The organism is Cedecea sp. B1(4) (assembly GCF_059414925.1).
Map to the genome: position 1 here is coordinate 343,920 of NZ_JCAHMZ010000008.1, position 15,647 is coordinate 359,566.

Here is a 15,647-nt window from a genome sequence, read left to right on the forward strand (position 1 = left end):
CAACCTGGCGGTAAATAACGGCATCCACTGATGAAAAATGGTCTAAGCTGACTGGCTGATAACCTCCTGGTAACAATGGAGAGAAAACAATGATAAAGAGAAGATTAATCGCTCTGCTGCCGGTGATCATCAGCGGATGCAGCGCCAGCGATCCCCAGATTAGGCAGGCTTACGCCAGGCATTACGCCCAACCAGACGCCTATGTCCAGGCCTATACACAGAAAATCCAGGGGATGGATGTCAACGCGCTGGCCGCATATGCCGCTGCCGAAGACAAAAAACGTATGCGTGGCCAGGAGCGCCTCAAAGTAGACGAAGTGATTACCGTCGAGGCGATCCAGGCCAAAGGGAATAAGGTGGTTTATGATTATTCGCTGTCGGAAAAATGGGCTGCCATGTCGCCAGCCAAACAGCGGGAAACGCAAACGGCAATGCAAAAAGACCTGATTTATCGCACCTGCTCGCTAAAAACCGTTCAACTGGCACAGGATAAAGGCCTGGAAGAAGAGCACAACTACTACAGCAAGTACGCCGATAAGCTGGCCTTTACCCTCAGGACCAGCGCGCTGATTTGTAAAAGCAATGGTTTTAGAAGCTAATGAAAAAACTATTTTTTGAGATACAGCGCTGAGTCAAACCGCGGTTTCTGTTCCTTCAGGAAGGCATCCACCGATTCAATAGATTTTGCATACAGATGAGTGTCAACCGGTAAATCAACCGTTTTCGTGCCTAGCACCAGGGTGAATACCGGCTGGTACTCGCTGCGGTATCTTACTGCGGTGGTGATTTCTAATTTTGCGGCTTTAGTCAGTTTCAGACTTTCTGCCGTCGTTTTCTCGTCTTCTTTGCGGCCTTTATTGATTAAATCCGCCAGCTCGGTGAGCTTGTCTTTAAAGGCGACTTTATAATCATCCGCATTAGCCTGCTCCAAAAACTCCTGATTCGCGACATTGTCATCAAAAATCAGTTTCGCAGAGACGACTTTGTGCTCATCGTAGATGTTACCGAGTTTCACTGTACCACCAGTGACGGAAATAATATTTTCACTCTTAAATAAAACCGGGCCGGAACTAATTAAGGATGAAACGACAAGCGCAGCCCCAACGATGGCGCTGCCCGCAAGAATTGACTTCATTATAAATTCCCTGAGGTATTTTTAGTGCCGGGATTATAGAGCACCCGAGTTGTTATTTAATAGCAATATAATCTTGTTGCCTAAGGCAACGGCACTCACTAAATTGACGGTATTCATGTTAGTTCCTCCTTTTACTACGAATATGGACTGTTAATGAAACGCAAATACCTCGCCTTTGCTCTATTCCTGAGCCTGCCTGCCGTGGCGGCTAAGCCTTCGCTCATTGTCTGTGAGCCACAAGATAAGAGCTCAACAACGTCCTCTGAGATTTGGCCCGCGCCTTATCTGGATAACGGCCAGCTGTGTTTCAATATGCAGGCAGATAAAGGCAGCACCTGCGTGGGTAACGGCCAGACAACCCAGTGGATGACCGAAGCGGTGATCGTGGACATCGGCGGTGAACCGCAGGGCCGCGACGACACCTGGTTCCGGGTGGTGCAGCCGGTCGTCAATGACAAAGAGATCGCCTATAAAATTGAAGGTTCACGAGACCAAAAAACCTGGGGCCTGGTTTCCAATGTGGAAATCAACCGCCTTACAGGCGGCGCAGTTGACTGGTTTGTGGCCGAACACGGCGGCACCGCGTACCAATGCCACCTGGAAGACCCAAAGATTTAATGTATAGCTGAGGTATAGCGGTCGAATTAAACGCTATGCTTCTGGTTGTCTTATAGGCTGTGCGAACGCATTCATTTCTGCCCATCGATAAGGTTGCTGGATCCTGACCTCGGGGATGATCGGGACATAATCAGGCGCAAGTTCAGTTGAAAACACGAGATAAAAACGCGCTAAAGCCGTTGTATACGGCTTTACGTTTATTTCGCCAGACCAGGAAAGAGCCTGAGAGGATGCGGTAATATTACAGGGAAAAACCGCCATCTCCCACTTGCGCCACGGCATACCATTTCATCAGCTCAGCCGCTCCCGGCTCATTTTCGGTGGGTGCCCATGGGGCCATATCTTGCTCAGCTACAGGCTGGTACGCCCCCTGTTTTACCTCAAAAATAACCCCACCTTTATCCAGCGATAACACCGCATGCCAGGTTCCGGCATCCGTCTCCAGCACCTTGCAGTCTTCACCTAACACAGCGCGGTGGGTCACGTTGCCATTCTCATCAAAATGCAATACCAAAAAGCGTCCGCTAAGGGGTGTCAGCAGCTCGAACGTGTGCGGGTGGCGGTGAGGACGGACATAGGTACCCGGTTCCATAGCAATAGCCAGACGCTGAACAGGATCGCTCAATTCAGGATGGAGATTACGATTGGCACGTAAGCGAGGGGAGTTTGCGGCCTGCTCGCTTTGTTTTTGTAGATCGCTGAACGTAATTTGTTTCATATTACCCTTTTTGAATGTAGGTCGCTCACGGCAATCCGGAACCCGGATGTCGCAAGGTTTTATGCTATCTCAACGGACGATTAGCCACGGTTTTAGCAGGAAAAAACTCTGCCCGGATTATAGACGCTGGGGCTGATGTCCCAAAGTGTAAGTATCCCTGCAAAACGAACCATTCACCAAAAAAGCATTAAAAACCACAGGCGTTAACCCACAACAGCGCTTCTGAAATACCTACGATTTCGGTACCAAATCGAGAACAGAGCCTCAGTAAGCAATGAGCGAAAACGAAAAATAAGCGACTTCACTACTGATAATAAAGACCTGTCCAGGAGACTTCATATCGCATCCGGTTTCGCGCTATCCAGCTCCTGGTGCGCAAGGTAAAATTTATCAGACAATCTCACGCTGTCCGTGTAGAGACGGTATCGGGCGGGAACTGCAATACGGACAACATAAATACCGCTGCTACGGCGATACAGATTATCACGTTGAGCCATCGGCTGTATGACCTCTATGTAGTAGAGGCTACGCGATTTCACTCTGAATGAATTTAATGTTAATTAAATCAATGAAGTAGAAGTGACTGGTGCGATAATAGGAACATAACGCACCCCACATAACCATTGATAAATATACATATTTTCTTGTTTCATCTTTATAAATGCCCCCTTTTGTGCCCCCACCTTGTTTTTCATGCGACTCGATGAGCCTTTCATCGAGTCGTTAATCTCATTAAATTCTTCACGTATCGTGGAGACAGTCTCAGACCTCCATCCCCTCACAACCGTGATCGGCTAAGAACAATATTACTTACTTCCCGATAAGAACAACTGTTCATTAATCCGCATGATTTCCTGGCATGAAGGATATCTATCACGGTCAAATATGGCGCTTGTTCATGTGAGGTAAATCCTGTGGGATCGATACGTACTAACTCATACTTTTCCACCAGAAAGTTAACGGCATTAGCCAGAGTGATATCGGCATCGATATGTTCCTGTATGACGGTTTCATCACAGAAAGGTGTATCGTTTAGCGTCAGGCCATAATGCTGTTCCAGCAGACGACTAAGTAACATTTGCCAGATAGTCACGGGCGACAGGCATGGCTTCGCCGCCCGCGTATTTTTTGCAGGTAGAAATTTCATTTTTTCTCTCGTGAAAGTAATTAACGTTGAGTGGGATAAATGGCGATGTATACGTAGCCGCAACTACCAAGGGTATCGGCTTCGCAGGTGAAACCGTTGTGGTACAGGGTGACACAGTGGGCATGGCGGGGATTCATTTCACCAGTGGTCAGCATCGATTCCATCTGACTGATAAAATGTGGAAATACGACATCCAACTTCAGGCTTTCGACATCACTAAACTTATCGGTGATACTTGCTCGGTCAGCCAGATAGTACAGTCGGTTGCTCTCCTGCACCAGACGTGCTCCCAGGCACGGCGTGATATCCCGCTGCAGGCCCCATGTGGGATTGCTCATTTATAACCTCTTTATTGTCAGTTCAGGGTGATACTCATCAGACAGGTATAAGGTCCATTGCGGTCCTGGCGGCGTTCGGCGTATCCCGCCAGCATGCCGGGAATGTCAGGTACTACCTTACCGGTGTAATGACAGACACTGCCGTGCCACTGGTATCTGCCGGTGCAGTATCGAAAAATGCGTGAGGCCGGATGCTGACGGTAAATTGTCATCGCCCGGCGTTTACTGATAATTTTCATGTAATACCTCAAAGCAGACCATGCTCAGCGAACGACAATATCTGCGTACCACCGACGATAAGGTGGTCAGGCACACGGATATCAACGAGCTGAAGCGCCTGCACCAGACGCTGTGTTATGGTCTTATCTGCCTGGCTGGGCGTGGTGTCACCGGAGGGGTGGTTATGCGCCAGTATCACTGCTGCTGCATTGAAATACAGGGCGCGTTTGACCACCTCACGGGGATGTACCTCGGTGCTGCTAATGGAACCGGCAAACAGGGTTTCATGGGCAATCAACTGGTTCTGCTGATTCAGGTACAGCACCATAAACTCTTCGCGCTCCAGCCCCGCCATTTTCAGTTTCAGCCAGTCACGGGCAGCCTGAGTGGAGGTGAATGCCACGCCTGTTTCGCGCAGGTGTTGGTCAAGCAGCGTTAAGGCGCGTTTTACCGTGCGTTGTGCGGTTAGTGGTAGTGCCGGAGTCAGTGGGATAAGTAACTGTTCCATCATAAGTATCCTTAATCAATAATGCGCAGAATGGCGCTGGATTCAGGGTGCTGCAGAGCGTAATCCCGCAGGCGGTAATAATGCTCAGTCATGGCATCGCATGCGGTGCGACAGGCGTGATGGCTGTATTCGATCAGGCAGACAGCGATACCTGCAGCTTCCGCGCTCATTTCCGCAACATTACCGTTCATGCTGTTGAGCAGATGCAATTTATCGTCAGTGTCAGCATCGGGAGCCATAAACGCGCCGCCATTGCTGAGCGTGTAAAAGGACCAGATACCACCGCTATACTCATCACAGAAGCGGTCCATCCAGGCGAAAATGTGGGGCTCCAGCGTTATCCAATGCGGGATATCGCCAAAGTACAGCGGCCAGAAATCGAGACACTGCTCGTCAGGTACTGGTGTTGCAGTAAGGTCAAATTGAGGTTCATTAGCGGACATCAATTCGCATTGTGTTTGTGTCGTCATGGATATTCTCCTTCAATAAAAACGCCAGCGACGATGGCTGGTGTATGGGAAATAAAGGACGTGCAGGGGGTGTAATCAGGAGGAGGATGCTCTGAGGATGCATGACTTGCGGATATAACGGTTAAGTCCTGCACCAGCATCAGGTTCAAAGTACCACACCCGCCAGACCATCCAGCTTTCAGAACAGCGAATCGCTGAGCTAAAGTGGATATGCTTGCAATCTTCGAGGGGCATGTTGTTATTCAGGTAACTAACAACTTCAGCCTGCTACTGGATGAATGATTTGCGTGTAGGAAAAAATAATTTCTGCTTTCACATAGACTTTAAGTAAAATTAACCCCCGCAACATGAGCACAGGGGCTAAGCTAAGTACCTTGATTCTCAATTTCTAATCGCCCAAAAATAGAGCGCTTACATGGTAGTGAGGCGGATTATTTTTGTGTCTGATCTTTATCTGTTCCTGTTGTCTTCTTTATATAATTCATAATCCCACCGGCATCGCTTACAGCTTGATTAATGTCGTTTGAGGTACCAGAAAAACCACGCCCCCCCATTTTTTGCGCAGCCTCCATTTTTTCCAATTCCTCTGGGGTGTAAGTTGGTTTCTCCATCGGCTCTTCGTTAGTTTGGTAAATAGAACCTCTACCATATTCCTTTTCCTTCCATTTCGGACGGTTACTGCCGGAAAAGGATTTTGCCAATGACCAGTATTCGATTGGGAAACGTTTGACCAGTTCTCCATTAAGGTGAACATCGATTGTACGATATTGACCATTATTCATTGTCCCTTCAGCAAAATAGGCGTCTCTGCTGCAGGTGCCTGTATCATACTGACTCCAAAACTGCTCAGGTCTACTTACGACGTAGAAATCTCCCATGGCGCATCCGTTGAGAGATTTATGATTAACTACGGCCACGAGGTTTGTCGTGTTCATTACGATGGCGCAGGTACCCGGTTTTCCAGCGCACACATCCCCCAACAGCCGCCCGCTCTTGTCTTTTAGTTCCCAGATAGTTTTGTCTGAATTTTCTCCACTCTCAGATGGTCCCTTTGGTGCTAAAGGGGCGATAGTTGTGGTGGCAATATTTTCATCTTTTAGCAGAAAGTTAGTAACGTCCTCTGGTGGCTTACCCATCAAAGTAGCTTTATCACCTTCGATATATACAGATGCGGCTGTTTTGGTAACGACGTTGTAGATGAAATTGAAGTGGGTAAAACAGTCACTGGCGCAAATTGAGCCGGTAATCACGGTATCGCCTTTATATTGATACGAGCTTACCGGCGATTCAGTGCCATTAAGCGCGCCGGTTCTGGTAAAAGCGTCCTTAATCCCAATAGCACGCAAGTTCCCGGCTAAGGCATCCGCAAATGCTTTGTCTGATTTGTACAGCTCGCTAGGATAAGGGCAATTATCGGTGCAGTTGGCAGCAGCCTCCATCGGGGTGGCTTTAACGCTAAAGCTCAAACATAGAGTCAGGACAATCAATAATATTTTCACAGCTATCCTCTTTGAAAATTTAAAAAACATCAGTTAATAACTATCGGCAAACATCCTGGCTAACTTAAATATGGCAGTTACGTTGGATAGTCGTTTCGATTCAGTACAGTTACCATGAGCGTTGTTGAAATTGATTTCTGTTCCTTAAGTTAATGCCATTACACCAGTGCGGTAGCGTTCGCTTCTCCGCGTAAAATCAGGCCGATGAGGTCGTCTTTGGTCATATTGCCGTAACGTATGCCATTTTTCTCGTAATGCCAGGTCATTGCTTTTCCTTCTTAACAGAGGTTATTAAATTAGTGTGTTGTCCGGCTTCTCCTCAGAGGGACCAGGAGACAGGACTTCGCGGATACAGCTGAAGTGCGGAAGAGCCCGGATAAAGCCCGCCTGTGTGGTTAACTGGCTGAGACGTTTTAGCGGGGTAAAAGTGGTGTTCAGAACCGTCACCGCATGGATAGTCGCCAGAGGATGCACGGTGATATACCCGTTAAGTTCACCAGTGAGGTACCAGCAGCCGTCGAGTGATATCAGGCGGTACGGGGCCAGCCCGTCACAGCGCTCTCCCTCGGCCAGCAACAGTACCCGCTGGCAGGCAGTAATGGCACTGACAAGACGGTAGAAGACCAGTGAGCTGGCCGGTGACACAGACTGTGGCGGCTGCCATACCAGACACGGCATCCCTCCTGCAGTGAGCAGCATGCCCGCCAGACGCCGGTCCAGCCCCGGAAAAATATCGGCCAGTCCGGCCCGGTGCGCGAAGGTCAGCGCATCGAGTTCCCCCTGTACGCCCCCACCGGTGCTGCGCAGGCGGCATTGCCCCCGTCGATACTCAAGGTCGAGGTACATCAGCCGTTCACGAAAATCCCGTCGCAGGGTACGGACTGACACTCCAAACTCTGCAGCAAGCCGCGTCATGTTCAGTGTTTCACCGGCAACCAGGCGGCTGATTATCAGTGACAGCCTGACAGCCAGCCGGTCATGACGGCGCTCTGCCTGTGTCATCTCGAATCTCCGTAATAATTAACTGACTGAATATGAAATGATTCTAAAGAGGGGGGCGGACAGGGTATGGACATGGAATGAACTATTTTTTCTCTGCCACCGGAGGCAGGCCCGACGCGGCACACCGTGAAATGCGGTGATAAAACACTCAATCCAATGGAGGTAAAACGGACAGGGAGTGTCCTTTGTTAACATGGCGATAACACTCTCAGGACTGAAACCCACTCAGCATAGCTTCCGCCATCACCCAGAGAGCCCGGTTGAGCTTCACATCTCCGTCGATACCACGCACGGCGCGGGTATGTGTTCGCCCGCCTTTTGCACTCCGGCCACTGAGCCCGCCCTTAATCAGGTTCTCCTGAATACGCTGGTATGTGGTCCACAGATCATTGCTCTCATCCTGCCAGCGGCGTGGGGAGAGTATCTGAGGTGCTGTCACCGGCTGGTGGTCCTCACCAAAACGGTACGTCAGTGCAGCCTGTGCCAAAGCCTGTTGTGCAGGTGGCGGCAGCATCAGCGACTGCATGGCATCCCGCTTCTCTTCCACACGGTCAAAAATACCCAGCACTTCATACGCCCCTTCAATCACCTGACTCACCACATCCCCTTTGTGCGGCACCCGCACCTCGCCAAACGACTCACCGCAGACGAGGCCGTTCTGGCATACCGCACGAAATAATCCCGGCAGCATCTGATACGAGCTGGTGCCATCATGGGAGTTGAGCAGAATGATTTCTGGCACCTGTTTACCAGTAATTTGCCCCTCACGGCGCAGACGCAGCATGTGCTTTGTATGTTCGCGACGCCCTGGGTCACGAACCCTGGTCTGACAGGCAAAGAACGGCTGAAAGCCTTCCCGCTGCAGGCTTTCCAGCAGGGAGATGGTGGGGATGTATGTGTAACGTTCACTGCGGGATTCGTGTTTTTCCTCGCTGAATACGCTGGGCACTACACGAAACAGCTCTTCACTGGTTAACGGACGATCACGACGAATAAGATTTGCTGCGCCAAAGCGCGAAGCCAGACGGGTCATAAGCAGACTCCTCATGATGGGAAATAAAGACAAAAAAGCCCTGCCGCTCAAATGGCGACAGGGCTCAGGAAACGACGGATTAAGTGGCAATATTCAGAAGAAGAAATTCCAGACGGCACGGGCAACCGACACCACGGTGTCGCGTACAGTCTGAATGATTGCCCGAACCGGTGCCGGTATCAGGGGCATGGAACTTACTGTATCCAGTACCGAGCCTACCGTTTCCCCAAAATCGTCACATGCTTTTTTATTAACGGCATCGGTACGAAGCGGCGCACTGAGCTGTACCGCTACCGGACTGCTGGCCTCACGTGGCAGGCAACGGATCATCCTTTCAGCCATTACCCGAAGCCCCCATTGCAGACGTACTGACACCGCACAAACCGGGTTTACCGGCTGGAACAGTTCATGTAACAGGCAGATTTTGCGGCTGATATTGCGTTTCTGCTCCGTAGACAATATCTCGCTGCCACTGGCTGGCTCAATCTTGTCGGCCTGACTGATGACAAACAGCATCTTATGCCGGTACTGCTCGCCAATCACCTGACGGTAAAAATGCTCATCCACCGCCAGCGCCCGGTCATCGGCCTTAATCAACCACAGCACCAAGTCAAGCCGGGGAAGCTGTCGCCGGTACAATGCGGCATACTCTGCATCACGGGTCTGACTTTCCCCGACACCAGGCAGGTCCACGATGCTCATCACGCGTTCCCCCACCTGCAGTCGAAAGCGCAGTGGTTCGCGAGTACAGGCAGCCACATCGCTGACAGGTGAAACCTCACTGGCAAACAGGGCATTGCACAACGAAGACTTTCCCGCTCCTGTTTTGCCCATAATGCCTATCACCGGCTCATAGTGAATAAGCTGGTTTATCTGCTGCAGAATATGCTCTGATGCCCATTGCGGCAGGCCGGAAAGCGATTGCTGCAGTGACTGTGAACCGTCAAATTGATTCATTACCGCTCCTCTGAAATAAAAACAAAAAAGCAGAACCTCATGGTTCTGCCTTTAATGGGGGATGTTCAGGGAGATGATATATATATGAAATTATTTTAAATAAACGCGGAAGTTTGATTTTCTATAGATTGTTTCTTACATACTCACTTTCAATAAGCGAGGCCATCACATCTGACTCAGACATGTTGTAATGAACGGAGAGCTTCCTGAGTTTCTTTTTTATTTTGGTCGGAAGTATGAGTTCTGCATTATGATTTTTTATCGTCTTGCGACCCAGTTTCATCTTCCAGGCTTTTTCAAGTTCATCCATCAAAACTGCTTTGTGTTTCTGATGAGTACAAGGTGAATCCCTTAATTCAAGGCGCTGTTGGCTTATTTTTTTATGATCTTTCGTTAATTCCTTAACTTGTTCATCCGTCCACCCGTTCCATAAGTCGAATGTTGCACAGATAAAATACCAGCGCTGAAAATTATTAAGTGGATTTAGCGGAGGGGAAACACCTTTATTTTTCATGGTATTCCATACCCAAATACATTGTTCTTCATTTTTAATATCCATCCACGAGAAAGCTTGCTGAAAATCCTCCTGAGCCCTTGTCCACACCTTGCTGGTTTCTCGTAAGAAATTAATAATATTCTTTGTGTCGAAATCAGATAATGTATTTATGATACATCCGGCAATATCTTGCACCCCGGTGATTTTATTAGCAAAAACTGGAAAAGAAACGCCATTGGCTGGTTGGTTTTTTAACGTGGAAACATTAAATGTCCCGAGAAAATTTTCTAAGTCTATTGCGATGTTTTCTTGCTTATCAGAATGCGACAGAAGCAAGCTGTTCTCTTCTGATTTTACGGAACTCTTTGGCGACTCCGGGACATCTAACTCAGATTTGTTCTGGTTAGAACTAAAATCAAATGTTGATGCGATTACACCAAGCGTAGCCATTTTTTCAGGTTGCTGACTTGGAGTTTGATCAATCGCCAGATTAAGCGGTGGACCTCCGAGAGCACTTTGTGATAATGGGTTTACATGGTTTTCAACCTCTGGGAAAGCCCCTGCCCCTCTGAATTTTTCGAAATATAAAGCAAGGTAAAAAAAATGGAAAAAAGCTGCCCGGGGCTCTTTATTCAACCACTTTAGCTTGTTTTTTATCCAGGTGCGATTTTCTGCCTGTTCCTTTCTGAGTCTGATTTTTTCTTTTTCGATACGTTCCTTCTCCCATGCCCGACTTTCCTCAGCAACCGTTTTTTCGTTCATTTTGCCACCAACTCCAGAGGTTCATTGGCTTCATTTTACATAGTGAAAACGTATGTTATCAATAGTGATATTGATAAAAAAATGACATAAAAAAATAAAAATAACATGGTTTTAATGTAGTAAAAACGTATGTATAAAACATATCTTAAAATTTAAATATCAATAAGTTACAAAAAAAAACACATCTCATACCTACGAAATAAAACACTAATTGCAAACAATATTCTTCAACCAGCAGATTAAGCCGCAGGAAGAAGTCCTCTTGTCGGACAGGCTAAGGATGCTGCAGATGGGTGTAAGAGGTATTGCTTAATCAGCAAGGCTGGATGAGCTTCGGAGCTAAGCAACAATCATCTCTATTTTTTACAGCAGCACCGGTAACTATGCCGGAGCGGGCAGCAGTCATTCATAAACCGACTCCGGTATCCATTTAGCTACCGGAGGATCCCGCCATGACCGTTACACCTTCCCTGCTCGAAGACCAGTTTATCGATATGATTTTTATCACCCAACTCACCGGGTTAACGGATAAGTGGTTTTACAAACTCATCAAAGATGATGAGTTTCCAAAACCCACCAAATTTGGGCGCAGCTCCCGTTGGCGGAAAAGTGAAGTAGAAGCCTGGCTTCAGGCACGTATTGATGCATCCCGCAAACAGTAGTAAGCCCTACTTCACCAAATAAAACTAACCCAGACCGTACTTGCACTATCCGCTTTCTGCGGAGGCTTACGGCTGCCTGAAATTTAATAATTAAGGAAAATCTTCTATGAAAAACATCCCATTGCTCAACCATTACAATGCCTGGCTTAATGACTTTACCCGCATCAATTTGTTACATGGTTTGTGTCAGCAAGAAATAGAGCACTGGCACAAACTTGCGATTACATCGTGCCGGTCATCGGACGCTATGGCATCGGTAATTGTCATCCCACAGTATCTATTACAGGTCACTCAAACATCCCAGGAGGAAGAGTGTGCTGTTATCCCCCGACTGAATAAACGTACTGACTATTCTCTGTTACCTGGAGTGTTGCTCAGTGAATGTTATCGCCTTGGGAAAAGCAGACTGGCGGAACAATTACAGATGTTATTCCGGCTGCATACGCAACCGGGCTTTCGGCAAACGCTGACACTACTATGCTGGTGTGAACTGGTTGCAGGCCGGGATTTGGATGAATGTTATTCACTGCACTTACTGCTTCCTGACACTCTGAAGCAATGGATGTCAGAAAAACCAAAATCTTACCGGGGACTGAAAACGCTAACTGAAAATTATATTCGTGCCAGCAGGCCAATGTGAGGTCTGGAAAATGCGAGTACAAAAATGTTATATCGCACAGCGTAGAACCGGCGAAATTGTGCCTGCCCGCCAGGTGAATATGGCAGAAAGTGAAGAGTGGCGCTGCCACCATTGTCAGTGCCCATTGATATTCCACCTCCCCACCAGAAATTCACCGTCATGGTTTGAACACGATATTCCACGCGGACAACCGGAAGCCCTTTTGCAGTGTCCCTGGTTGGCAGCAGCAAGTGGGAAATCTTCCACCATAGAGAAACTTCAGCAACTCGTGGCGCAACTGCCCCCAGTCATTACAACAACCCAATGGCAATGCACGATGTGCGGCCTGTCATATGGCGGCGAGAAACGCTGCCCTCAATGCAGAAAAGGGATATACAGTCGGGAGATACAAATTTAGTGATACGTACCAGGCAATCATGGGATTGATTGGTACACCAGAAAGTTATTATATGGGGGCATATAACTTCGGAGTAAAAATCAATCACTTTCTATCATCCGGCCCCTGGTGCTTGTGGATTCGTAATTCATAACCCATGACGGGTTGGTAATATTAATTAACAAACTGATATATAAGCAATATTATCTCATTGTCACGCCCATATACGGTTACTCATACACGACAGCCTTAATGGCTGGCATCACCCTTTAAATCCTTAATCCCTTTAACAGCCCATTGCGGGTAAGGCTTTGCCCTGCCCGTAATTTATTACCCAAGGAAAATTATATGTTTGACAATATCTGTCTCGATAGACGGCATGCACCATTCAACACCACTTACCTACAGCGTATTCTACGCGTTATAGATAACACGACTGCAGAGCATGCACGGACGATGGCAGTTCGGGTAGACCTGCGTCTTCCTGACAATATGCTCATTAACCGACAGGGCCTGATATCTCGTTTCATTGAATCCCTTGATGCAAAGATTGCAGCGCGCTACAGAAGTAAGTTGAAGCAGGGTAAACGAACATATCCATGCCACCTTCGCGATGCCTGGGTTCGGGAGATGGGTGAGATTAATCAGAAATCGCATTACCACATGGTGTTGTTCGTGAATAACGATACATTCAATGGGCTGGGGAGTTACAAAGAAGACGGGACGGGCCTGGCGTCCTTGATACGAGAGGCCTGGCTGAGTGCTTTACAGCTTAGTCACCGCCCAGAGCACTGGACGCTAGCCCGCTTTCCCGATAACCCACTTTATTACCTGGATATTAACTCCCCCGGTTACAGAGAGGTTTATAATCAACTGACGTTTCGCTTGAGTTACTTCGCTAAAGAGAGAACCAAATCCTACAGCCGTCAAGAGCGTTCTTTTGGCTGTAGTCAGTATTAATACCTCTTGAGGCATCTATGGAAGAGGGTAATTGCTTCGTAGGCAATTCCAGAAATTGATGAATGCCATTCATAATCCCTATCCTCCCCCCTGTGATTATCAATAAGCACAAACCCGTTAACATACTCCTATCTCTTCATGTCCAACGGATCACCATGCTTAATCAACAGGCACAAATACAACCGGTTACAGCAAACAAAACCGGTTTTTCGTTTCTACTCATTCTTAGCGCCCTGATGGCTGTTACCTCTTTATCAACCGACATCTATCTTCCAGCTATGCCCGTCATGGAGAAAGATTTACAGGGTGATGCAGAGCTGACAATCACAGGGTTCCTTATCGGCTTTTGCATTGCACAATTGATTTGGGGACCAATTAGCGATCGTTATTGACGCCGTCTGCCGCTGTTTATCGGTTTAGGTCTGTTCATCATCGGCTCGGTGGGCTGCGCGTTATCAACTGATATCGTACAAATTGTCTTCTGGCGTGTTTTTCAGACCTTAGGTGCCTGTACCGGCCCGATGCTGGCAAGGGCAATGATCCGCGACCTCTTTAGCCGCACTCGTGCAGCACAAATGCTTTCGACACTGATGATAATCATGGCCATCGCACCGATTGCCGGGCCCCTGATCGGCGGGCAGAAAATTAAAGTCACCTCGTGGCATGCCATTTTCTGGCTGCTGGCGATTATCGGAACATTAATGCTGATGTCCTTATTCTGGTTGCCGGAGACATTACCTGCTGAAAAACGCTGCAAGCCTCCGTAACCAAAGCCTTTCAAAACTACTATGCCTTGCTCACCAACGCCAAATACATGCGGTTTACGCTATGCCTGACGTTCTACTACGTTGCAGCCTACGCCTTTATCACCGGCTCTCCTTTCGTGTACATCACTTACTTCGGCGTTGATCCGCAGCACTACGGTCGGCTGTTTGCAGTAAACATTGTTGGACTAATGGCGGTGAGCATGGTCAACAGACGTCTGGTTCACCGCTACCCACTGGAAGCGTTGCTCAGGAATGCCGTATTCATTGCCACAATAGTGCTGGCGGTTACCACCGGCTTGGGTGTAGGTGGGATTACCGTGATTGTCGGCGCTGTGTTCGTGTTCTTCTCCATGAATGGCATCATCGCGGCGACTTCCACGGCTTGCGCTCTAATCGTTTAAAAGAGCGCCCAACCCATAGTGGGCGCTCATCGTTTTATGTAACTTATTCAAGTACCGGCAAAATATAACCTTTACGCGCACTTTGCCACGCAACGAAAGCCAGCCCCAGCGCAATGAAGGATAGAATCGCGCCCGCCCAGTTAGGTGAAGCCAGTCCAAAACCTGCAGCAAGGAAGTGGAAGAATTGCATACCGTTGCCGGCGACGGCTGCGTCTTTATCAAAGTACGCGCCGCCGATACCGAATCGCTGGAAAATTTCCTGATGGAGATTCAGAGCCTTGAGGGCGTACGCTCCGTACGCAGCTATATTGCACTTTCCACATTTCTAGAGCGCGGACCTTCGACGGATTAAAGCGCACCGGCCTTCTGACGTGCGGTGAAAAAGGTCAGTACGCCCGCGCAAAGGAGTAGCACGCTCCTCATGGCAAACGAGCTCAGCCAACCAAGGTGGTCAAACACGATGCCTCCTGTCGTTGATCCAAAGGCGATTGAGAGTTGAATCACCGAGACCATTAACCCGTCTCCGGCTTCCGCGTTGTCGGGAAGCTTACGCGCAATCCATGTCCACCATCCGGTTGGCGAGGCGGTTGCCAGCATGCCCCAGAGGCCTAATAACAACGAAACCGTCCAGACGTGATGCCCGGTAAGCATCAGGCCGATGGCAATGATGACCATCAGTCCAAGTATGGTCATCAGCGTGGGGTAAAATTTTCTGTGTCTGATTATGGCATGTTAAAAAATTGTTTTTATTTAATGAGTTAGATTAAATTAAGATTTTTTGAGATATGCGCTCCGATTGACTACCCAGTCAGGAATCATAATCATAAGGAGATGTTGAAAATAAATGAAATACTCACATTTTTATTTAAGTCATTGATAACAAATGATTTATATGATTTTGAATGTTATGTTTATTGAAGTAGAATATGTAAAAAATTC

Annotated in this window: 21 protein-coding genes and 4 pseudogenes; 8 read left to right on the forward strand and 17 right to left on the reverse strand. The window is 48.1% G+C overall.

The features are described 5' to 3' along the window. The first annotated feature begins 89 nt into the window (after window positions 1-89). Window positions 90-599: a hypothetical protein gene (locus tag ACR6JA_RS18690; protein WP_213713024.1), complete on the forward strand. Its 510-nt coding sequence runs from the start codon at window positions 90-92 to the stop codon at window positions 597-599. 8 nt (window positions 600-607) lie between these two features. On the opposite strand, the gene ACR6JA_RS18695 is transcribed toward ACR6JA_RS18690, so the two are convergent. Then, window positions 608-1,135 carry a hypothetical protein gene (locus ACR6JA_RS18695; protein ID WP_213713022.1) on the reverse strand — a complete coding sequence of 176 codons (528 nt, stop codon included), beginning with the start codon at window positions 1,133-1,135 and terminating at the stop codon, window positions 608-610. Window positions 1,136-1,288: 153 nt separating this feature from the next. On the opposite strand from ACR6JA_RS18695, the gene ACR6JA_RS18700 reads away from it, so the two are divergent. Further along, window positions 1,289-1,753, forward strand: coding sequence for a hypothetical protein (locus tag ACR6JA_RS18700; RefSeq protein WP_494493993.1), 465 nt, complete (start codon window positions 1,289-1,291; stop codon window positions 1,751-1,753). Between the two features lie 241 nt (window positions 1,754-1,994). Here ACR6JA_RS18700 and ACR6JA_RS18705 read toward each other — a convergent pair whose 3' ends face one another. From ACR6JA_RS18705 to ACR6JA_RS18770, 14 genes and pseudogenes are all read right to left on the reverse strand, one after another. Beyond that, a complete protein-coding gene (locus ACR6JA_RS18705) occupies window positions 1,995-2,471 on the reverse strand; it encodes a WbuC family cupin fold metalloprotein (RefSeq protein WP_213713020.1) in 477 nt (158 codons plus the stop codon). A 410-nt stretch (window positions 2,472-2,881) separates the two neighbouring features. Then, window positions 2,882-2,968, reverse strand: a pseudogene (locus tag ACR6JA_RS18710) (hypothetical protein); the annotation flags it as partial. A gap of 281 nt (window positions 2,969-3,249) precedes the next feature. Then, window positions 3,250-3,618 carry a TA system toxin CbtA family protein gene (locus ACR6JA_RS18715; RefSeq protein WP_494493992.1) on the reverse strand — a complete coding sequence of 123 codons (369 nt, stop codon included), beginning with the start codon at window positions 3,616-3,618 and terminating at the stop codon, window positions 3,250-3,252. Window positions 3,619-3,638: 20 nt separating this feature from the next. After that, the gene (locus tag ACR6JA_RS18720; protein ID WP_494493991.1) at window positions 3,639-3,956 is read right to left on the reverse strand and encodes a type IV toxin-antitoxin system YeeU family antitoxin; all 318 of its coding nucleotides are present in this window, start codon (window positions 3,954-3,956) and stop codon (window positions 3,639-3,641) included. A 17-nt stretch (window positions 3,957-3,973) separates the two neighbouring features. Continuing rightward, a complete protein-coding gene (locus tag ACR6JA_RS18725) occupies window positions 3,974-4,195 on the reverse strand; it encodes a DUF987 domain-containing protein (RefSeq protein WP_494493990.1) in 222 nt (73 codons plus the stop codon). A gap of 8 nt (window positions 4,196-4,203) precedes the next feature. Next, window positions 4,204-4,686 (reverse strand): JAB domain-containing protein, encoded by a 483-nt coding sequence (locus ACR6JA_RS18730; protein WP_116541154.1) that lies wholly within the window; start codon window positions 4,684-4,686, stop codon window positions 4,204-4,206. Between the two features lie 8 nt (window positions 4,687-4,694). Continuing rightward, window positions 4,695-5,153 (reverse strand): antirestriction protein, encoded by a 459-nt coding sequence (locus tag ACR6JA_RS18735; RefSeq protein ID WP_494493989.1) that lies wholly within the window; start codon window positions 5,151-5,153, stop codon window positions 4,695-4,697. A gap of 75 nt (window positions 5,154-5,228) precedes the next feature. Continuing rightward, a pseudogene (locus ACR6JA_RS18740) lies at window positions 5,229-5,420 on the reverse strand (DUF905 family protein); the annotation flags it as partial. A 164-nt stretch (window positions 5,421-5,584) separates the two neighbouring features. Further along, window positions 5,585-6,652, reverse strand: coding sequence for a hypothetical protein (locus ACR6JA_RS18745; RefSeq protein ID WP_494493988.1), 1,068 nt, complete (start codon window positions 6,650-6,652; stop codon window positions 5,585-5,587). A gap of 158 nt (window positions 6,653-6,810) precedes the next feature. Beyond that, complete coding sequence (locus tag ACR6JA_RS18750; protein ID WP_116541151.1) at window positions 6,811-6,918, reverse strand: DUF4339 domain-containing protein; 108 nt, start codon at window positions 6,916-6,918, stop codon at window positions 6,811-6,813. Window positions 6,919-6,943: 25 nt separating this feature from the next. Continuing rightward, entirely contained in the window at window positions 6,944-7,654 is a 711-nt protein-coding gene (locus ACR6JA_RS18755; protein WP_116541150.1) for a DeoR family transcriptional regulator, read from the reverse strand. A 208-nt stretch (window positions 7,655-7,862) separates the two neighbouring features. Then, window positions 7,863-8,687: a DUF932 domain-containing protein gene (locus tag ACR6JA_RS18760; RefSeq protein WP_128298989.1), complete on the reverse strand. Its 825-nt coding sequence runs from the start codon at window positions 8,685-8,687 to the stop codon at window positions 7,863-7,865. Between the two features lie 93 nt (window positions 8,688-8,780). Further along, window positions 8,781-9,644: a GTPase family protein gene (locus ACR6JA_RS18765; RefSeq protein ID WP_494493987.1), complete on the reverse strand. Its 864-nt coding sequence runs from the start codon at window positions 9,642-9,644 to the stop codon at window positions 8,781-8,783. Window positions 9,645-9,765: 121 nt separating this feature from the next. Continuing rightward, the gene (locus ACR6JA_RS18770) at window positions 9,766-10,902 is read right to left on the reverse strand and encodes a hypothetical protein (RefSeq protein WP_494493986.1); all 1,137 of its coding nucleotides are present in this window, start codon (window positions 10,900-10,902) and stop codon (window positions 9,766-9,768) included. A 452-nt stretch (window positions 10,903-11,354) separates the two neighbouring features. On the opposite strand from ACR6JA_RS18770, the gene ACR6JA_RS18775 reads away from it, so the two are divergent. From ACR6JA_RS18775 to ACR6JA_RS18795, 5 genes and pseudogenes are all read left to right on the forward strand, one after another. Continuing rightward, window positions 11,355-11,564 (forward strand): helix-turn-helix transcriptional regulator, encoded by a 210-nt coding sequence (locus tag ACR6JA_RS18775; RefSeq protein WP_116541146.1) that lies wholly within the window; start codon window positions 11,355-11,357, stop codon window positions 11,562-11,564. A gap of 106 nt (window positions 11,565-11,670) precedes the next feature. Continuing rightward, entirely contained in the window at window positions 11,671-12,204 is a 534-nt protein-coding gene (locus tag ACR6JA_RS18780) for a secretoglobin family protein (protein WP_494493985.1), read from the forward strand. 10 nt (window positions 12,205-12,214) lie between these two features. After that, complete coding sequence (locus ACR6JA_RS18785; protein ID WP_130994061.1) at window positions 12,215-12,601, forward strand: putative zinc ribbon protein; 387 nt, start codon at window positions 12,215-12,217, stop codon at window positions 12,599-12,601. A gap of 327 nt (window positions 12,602-12,928) precedes the next feature. Beyond that, window positions 12,929-13,540 (forward strand): inovirus Gp2 family protein, encoded by a 612-nt coding sequence (locus tag ACR6JA_RS18790; protein ID WP_116541143.1) that lies wholly within the window; start codon window positions 12,929-12,931, stop codon window positions 13,538-13,540. A gap of 155 nt (window positions 13,541-13,695) precedes the next feature. Next, window positions 13,696-14,699 (forward strand): annotated as a pseudogene (locus ACR6JA_RS18795) (multidrug effflux MFS transporter); the annotation flags it as partial. Window positions 14,700-14,751: 52 nt separating this feature from the next. Here the strand turns inward: ACR6JA_RS18795 and ACR6JA_RS18800 are convergent. Further along, window positions 14,752-14,898: a hypothetical protein gene (locus ACR6JA_RS18800; RefSeq protein WP_205745122.1), complete on the reverse strand. Its 147-nt coding sequence runs from the start codon at window positions 14,896-14,898 to the stop codon at window positions 14,752-14,754. Here ACR6JA_RS18800 and ACR6JA_RS18805 point away from each other — a divergent pair. Continuing rightward, on the forward strand, window positions 14,893-15,060 hold the full coding sequence (locus ACR6JA_RS18805; RefSeq protein WP_240733391.1) for an Lrp/AsnC ligand binding domain-containing protein: 168 nt from the start codon (window positions 14,893-14,895) through the stop codon (window positions 15,058-15,060). The two genes, ACR6JA_RS18800 and ACR6JA_RS18805, sit on opposite strands and share 6 nt — an antisense overlap. On the opposite strand, the pseudogene ACR6JA_RS18810 reads toward ACR6JA_RS18805, so the two are convergent. Next, window positions 15,057-15,437 (reverse strand): annotated as a pseudogene (locus ACR6JA_RS18810) (MFS transporter); the annotation flags it as partial. The gene ACR6JA_RS18805 and the pseudogene ACR6JA_RS18810 overlap by 4 nt on opposite strands. Between the last annotated feature and the right edge of the window lie 210 nt (window positions 15,438-15,647).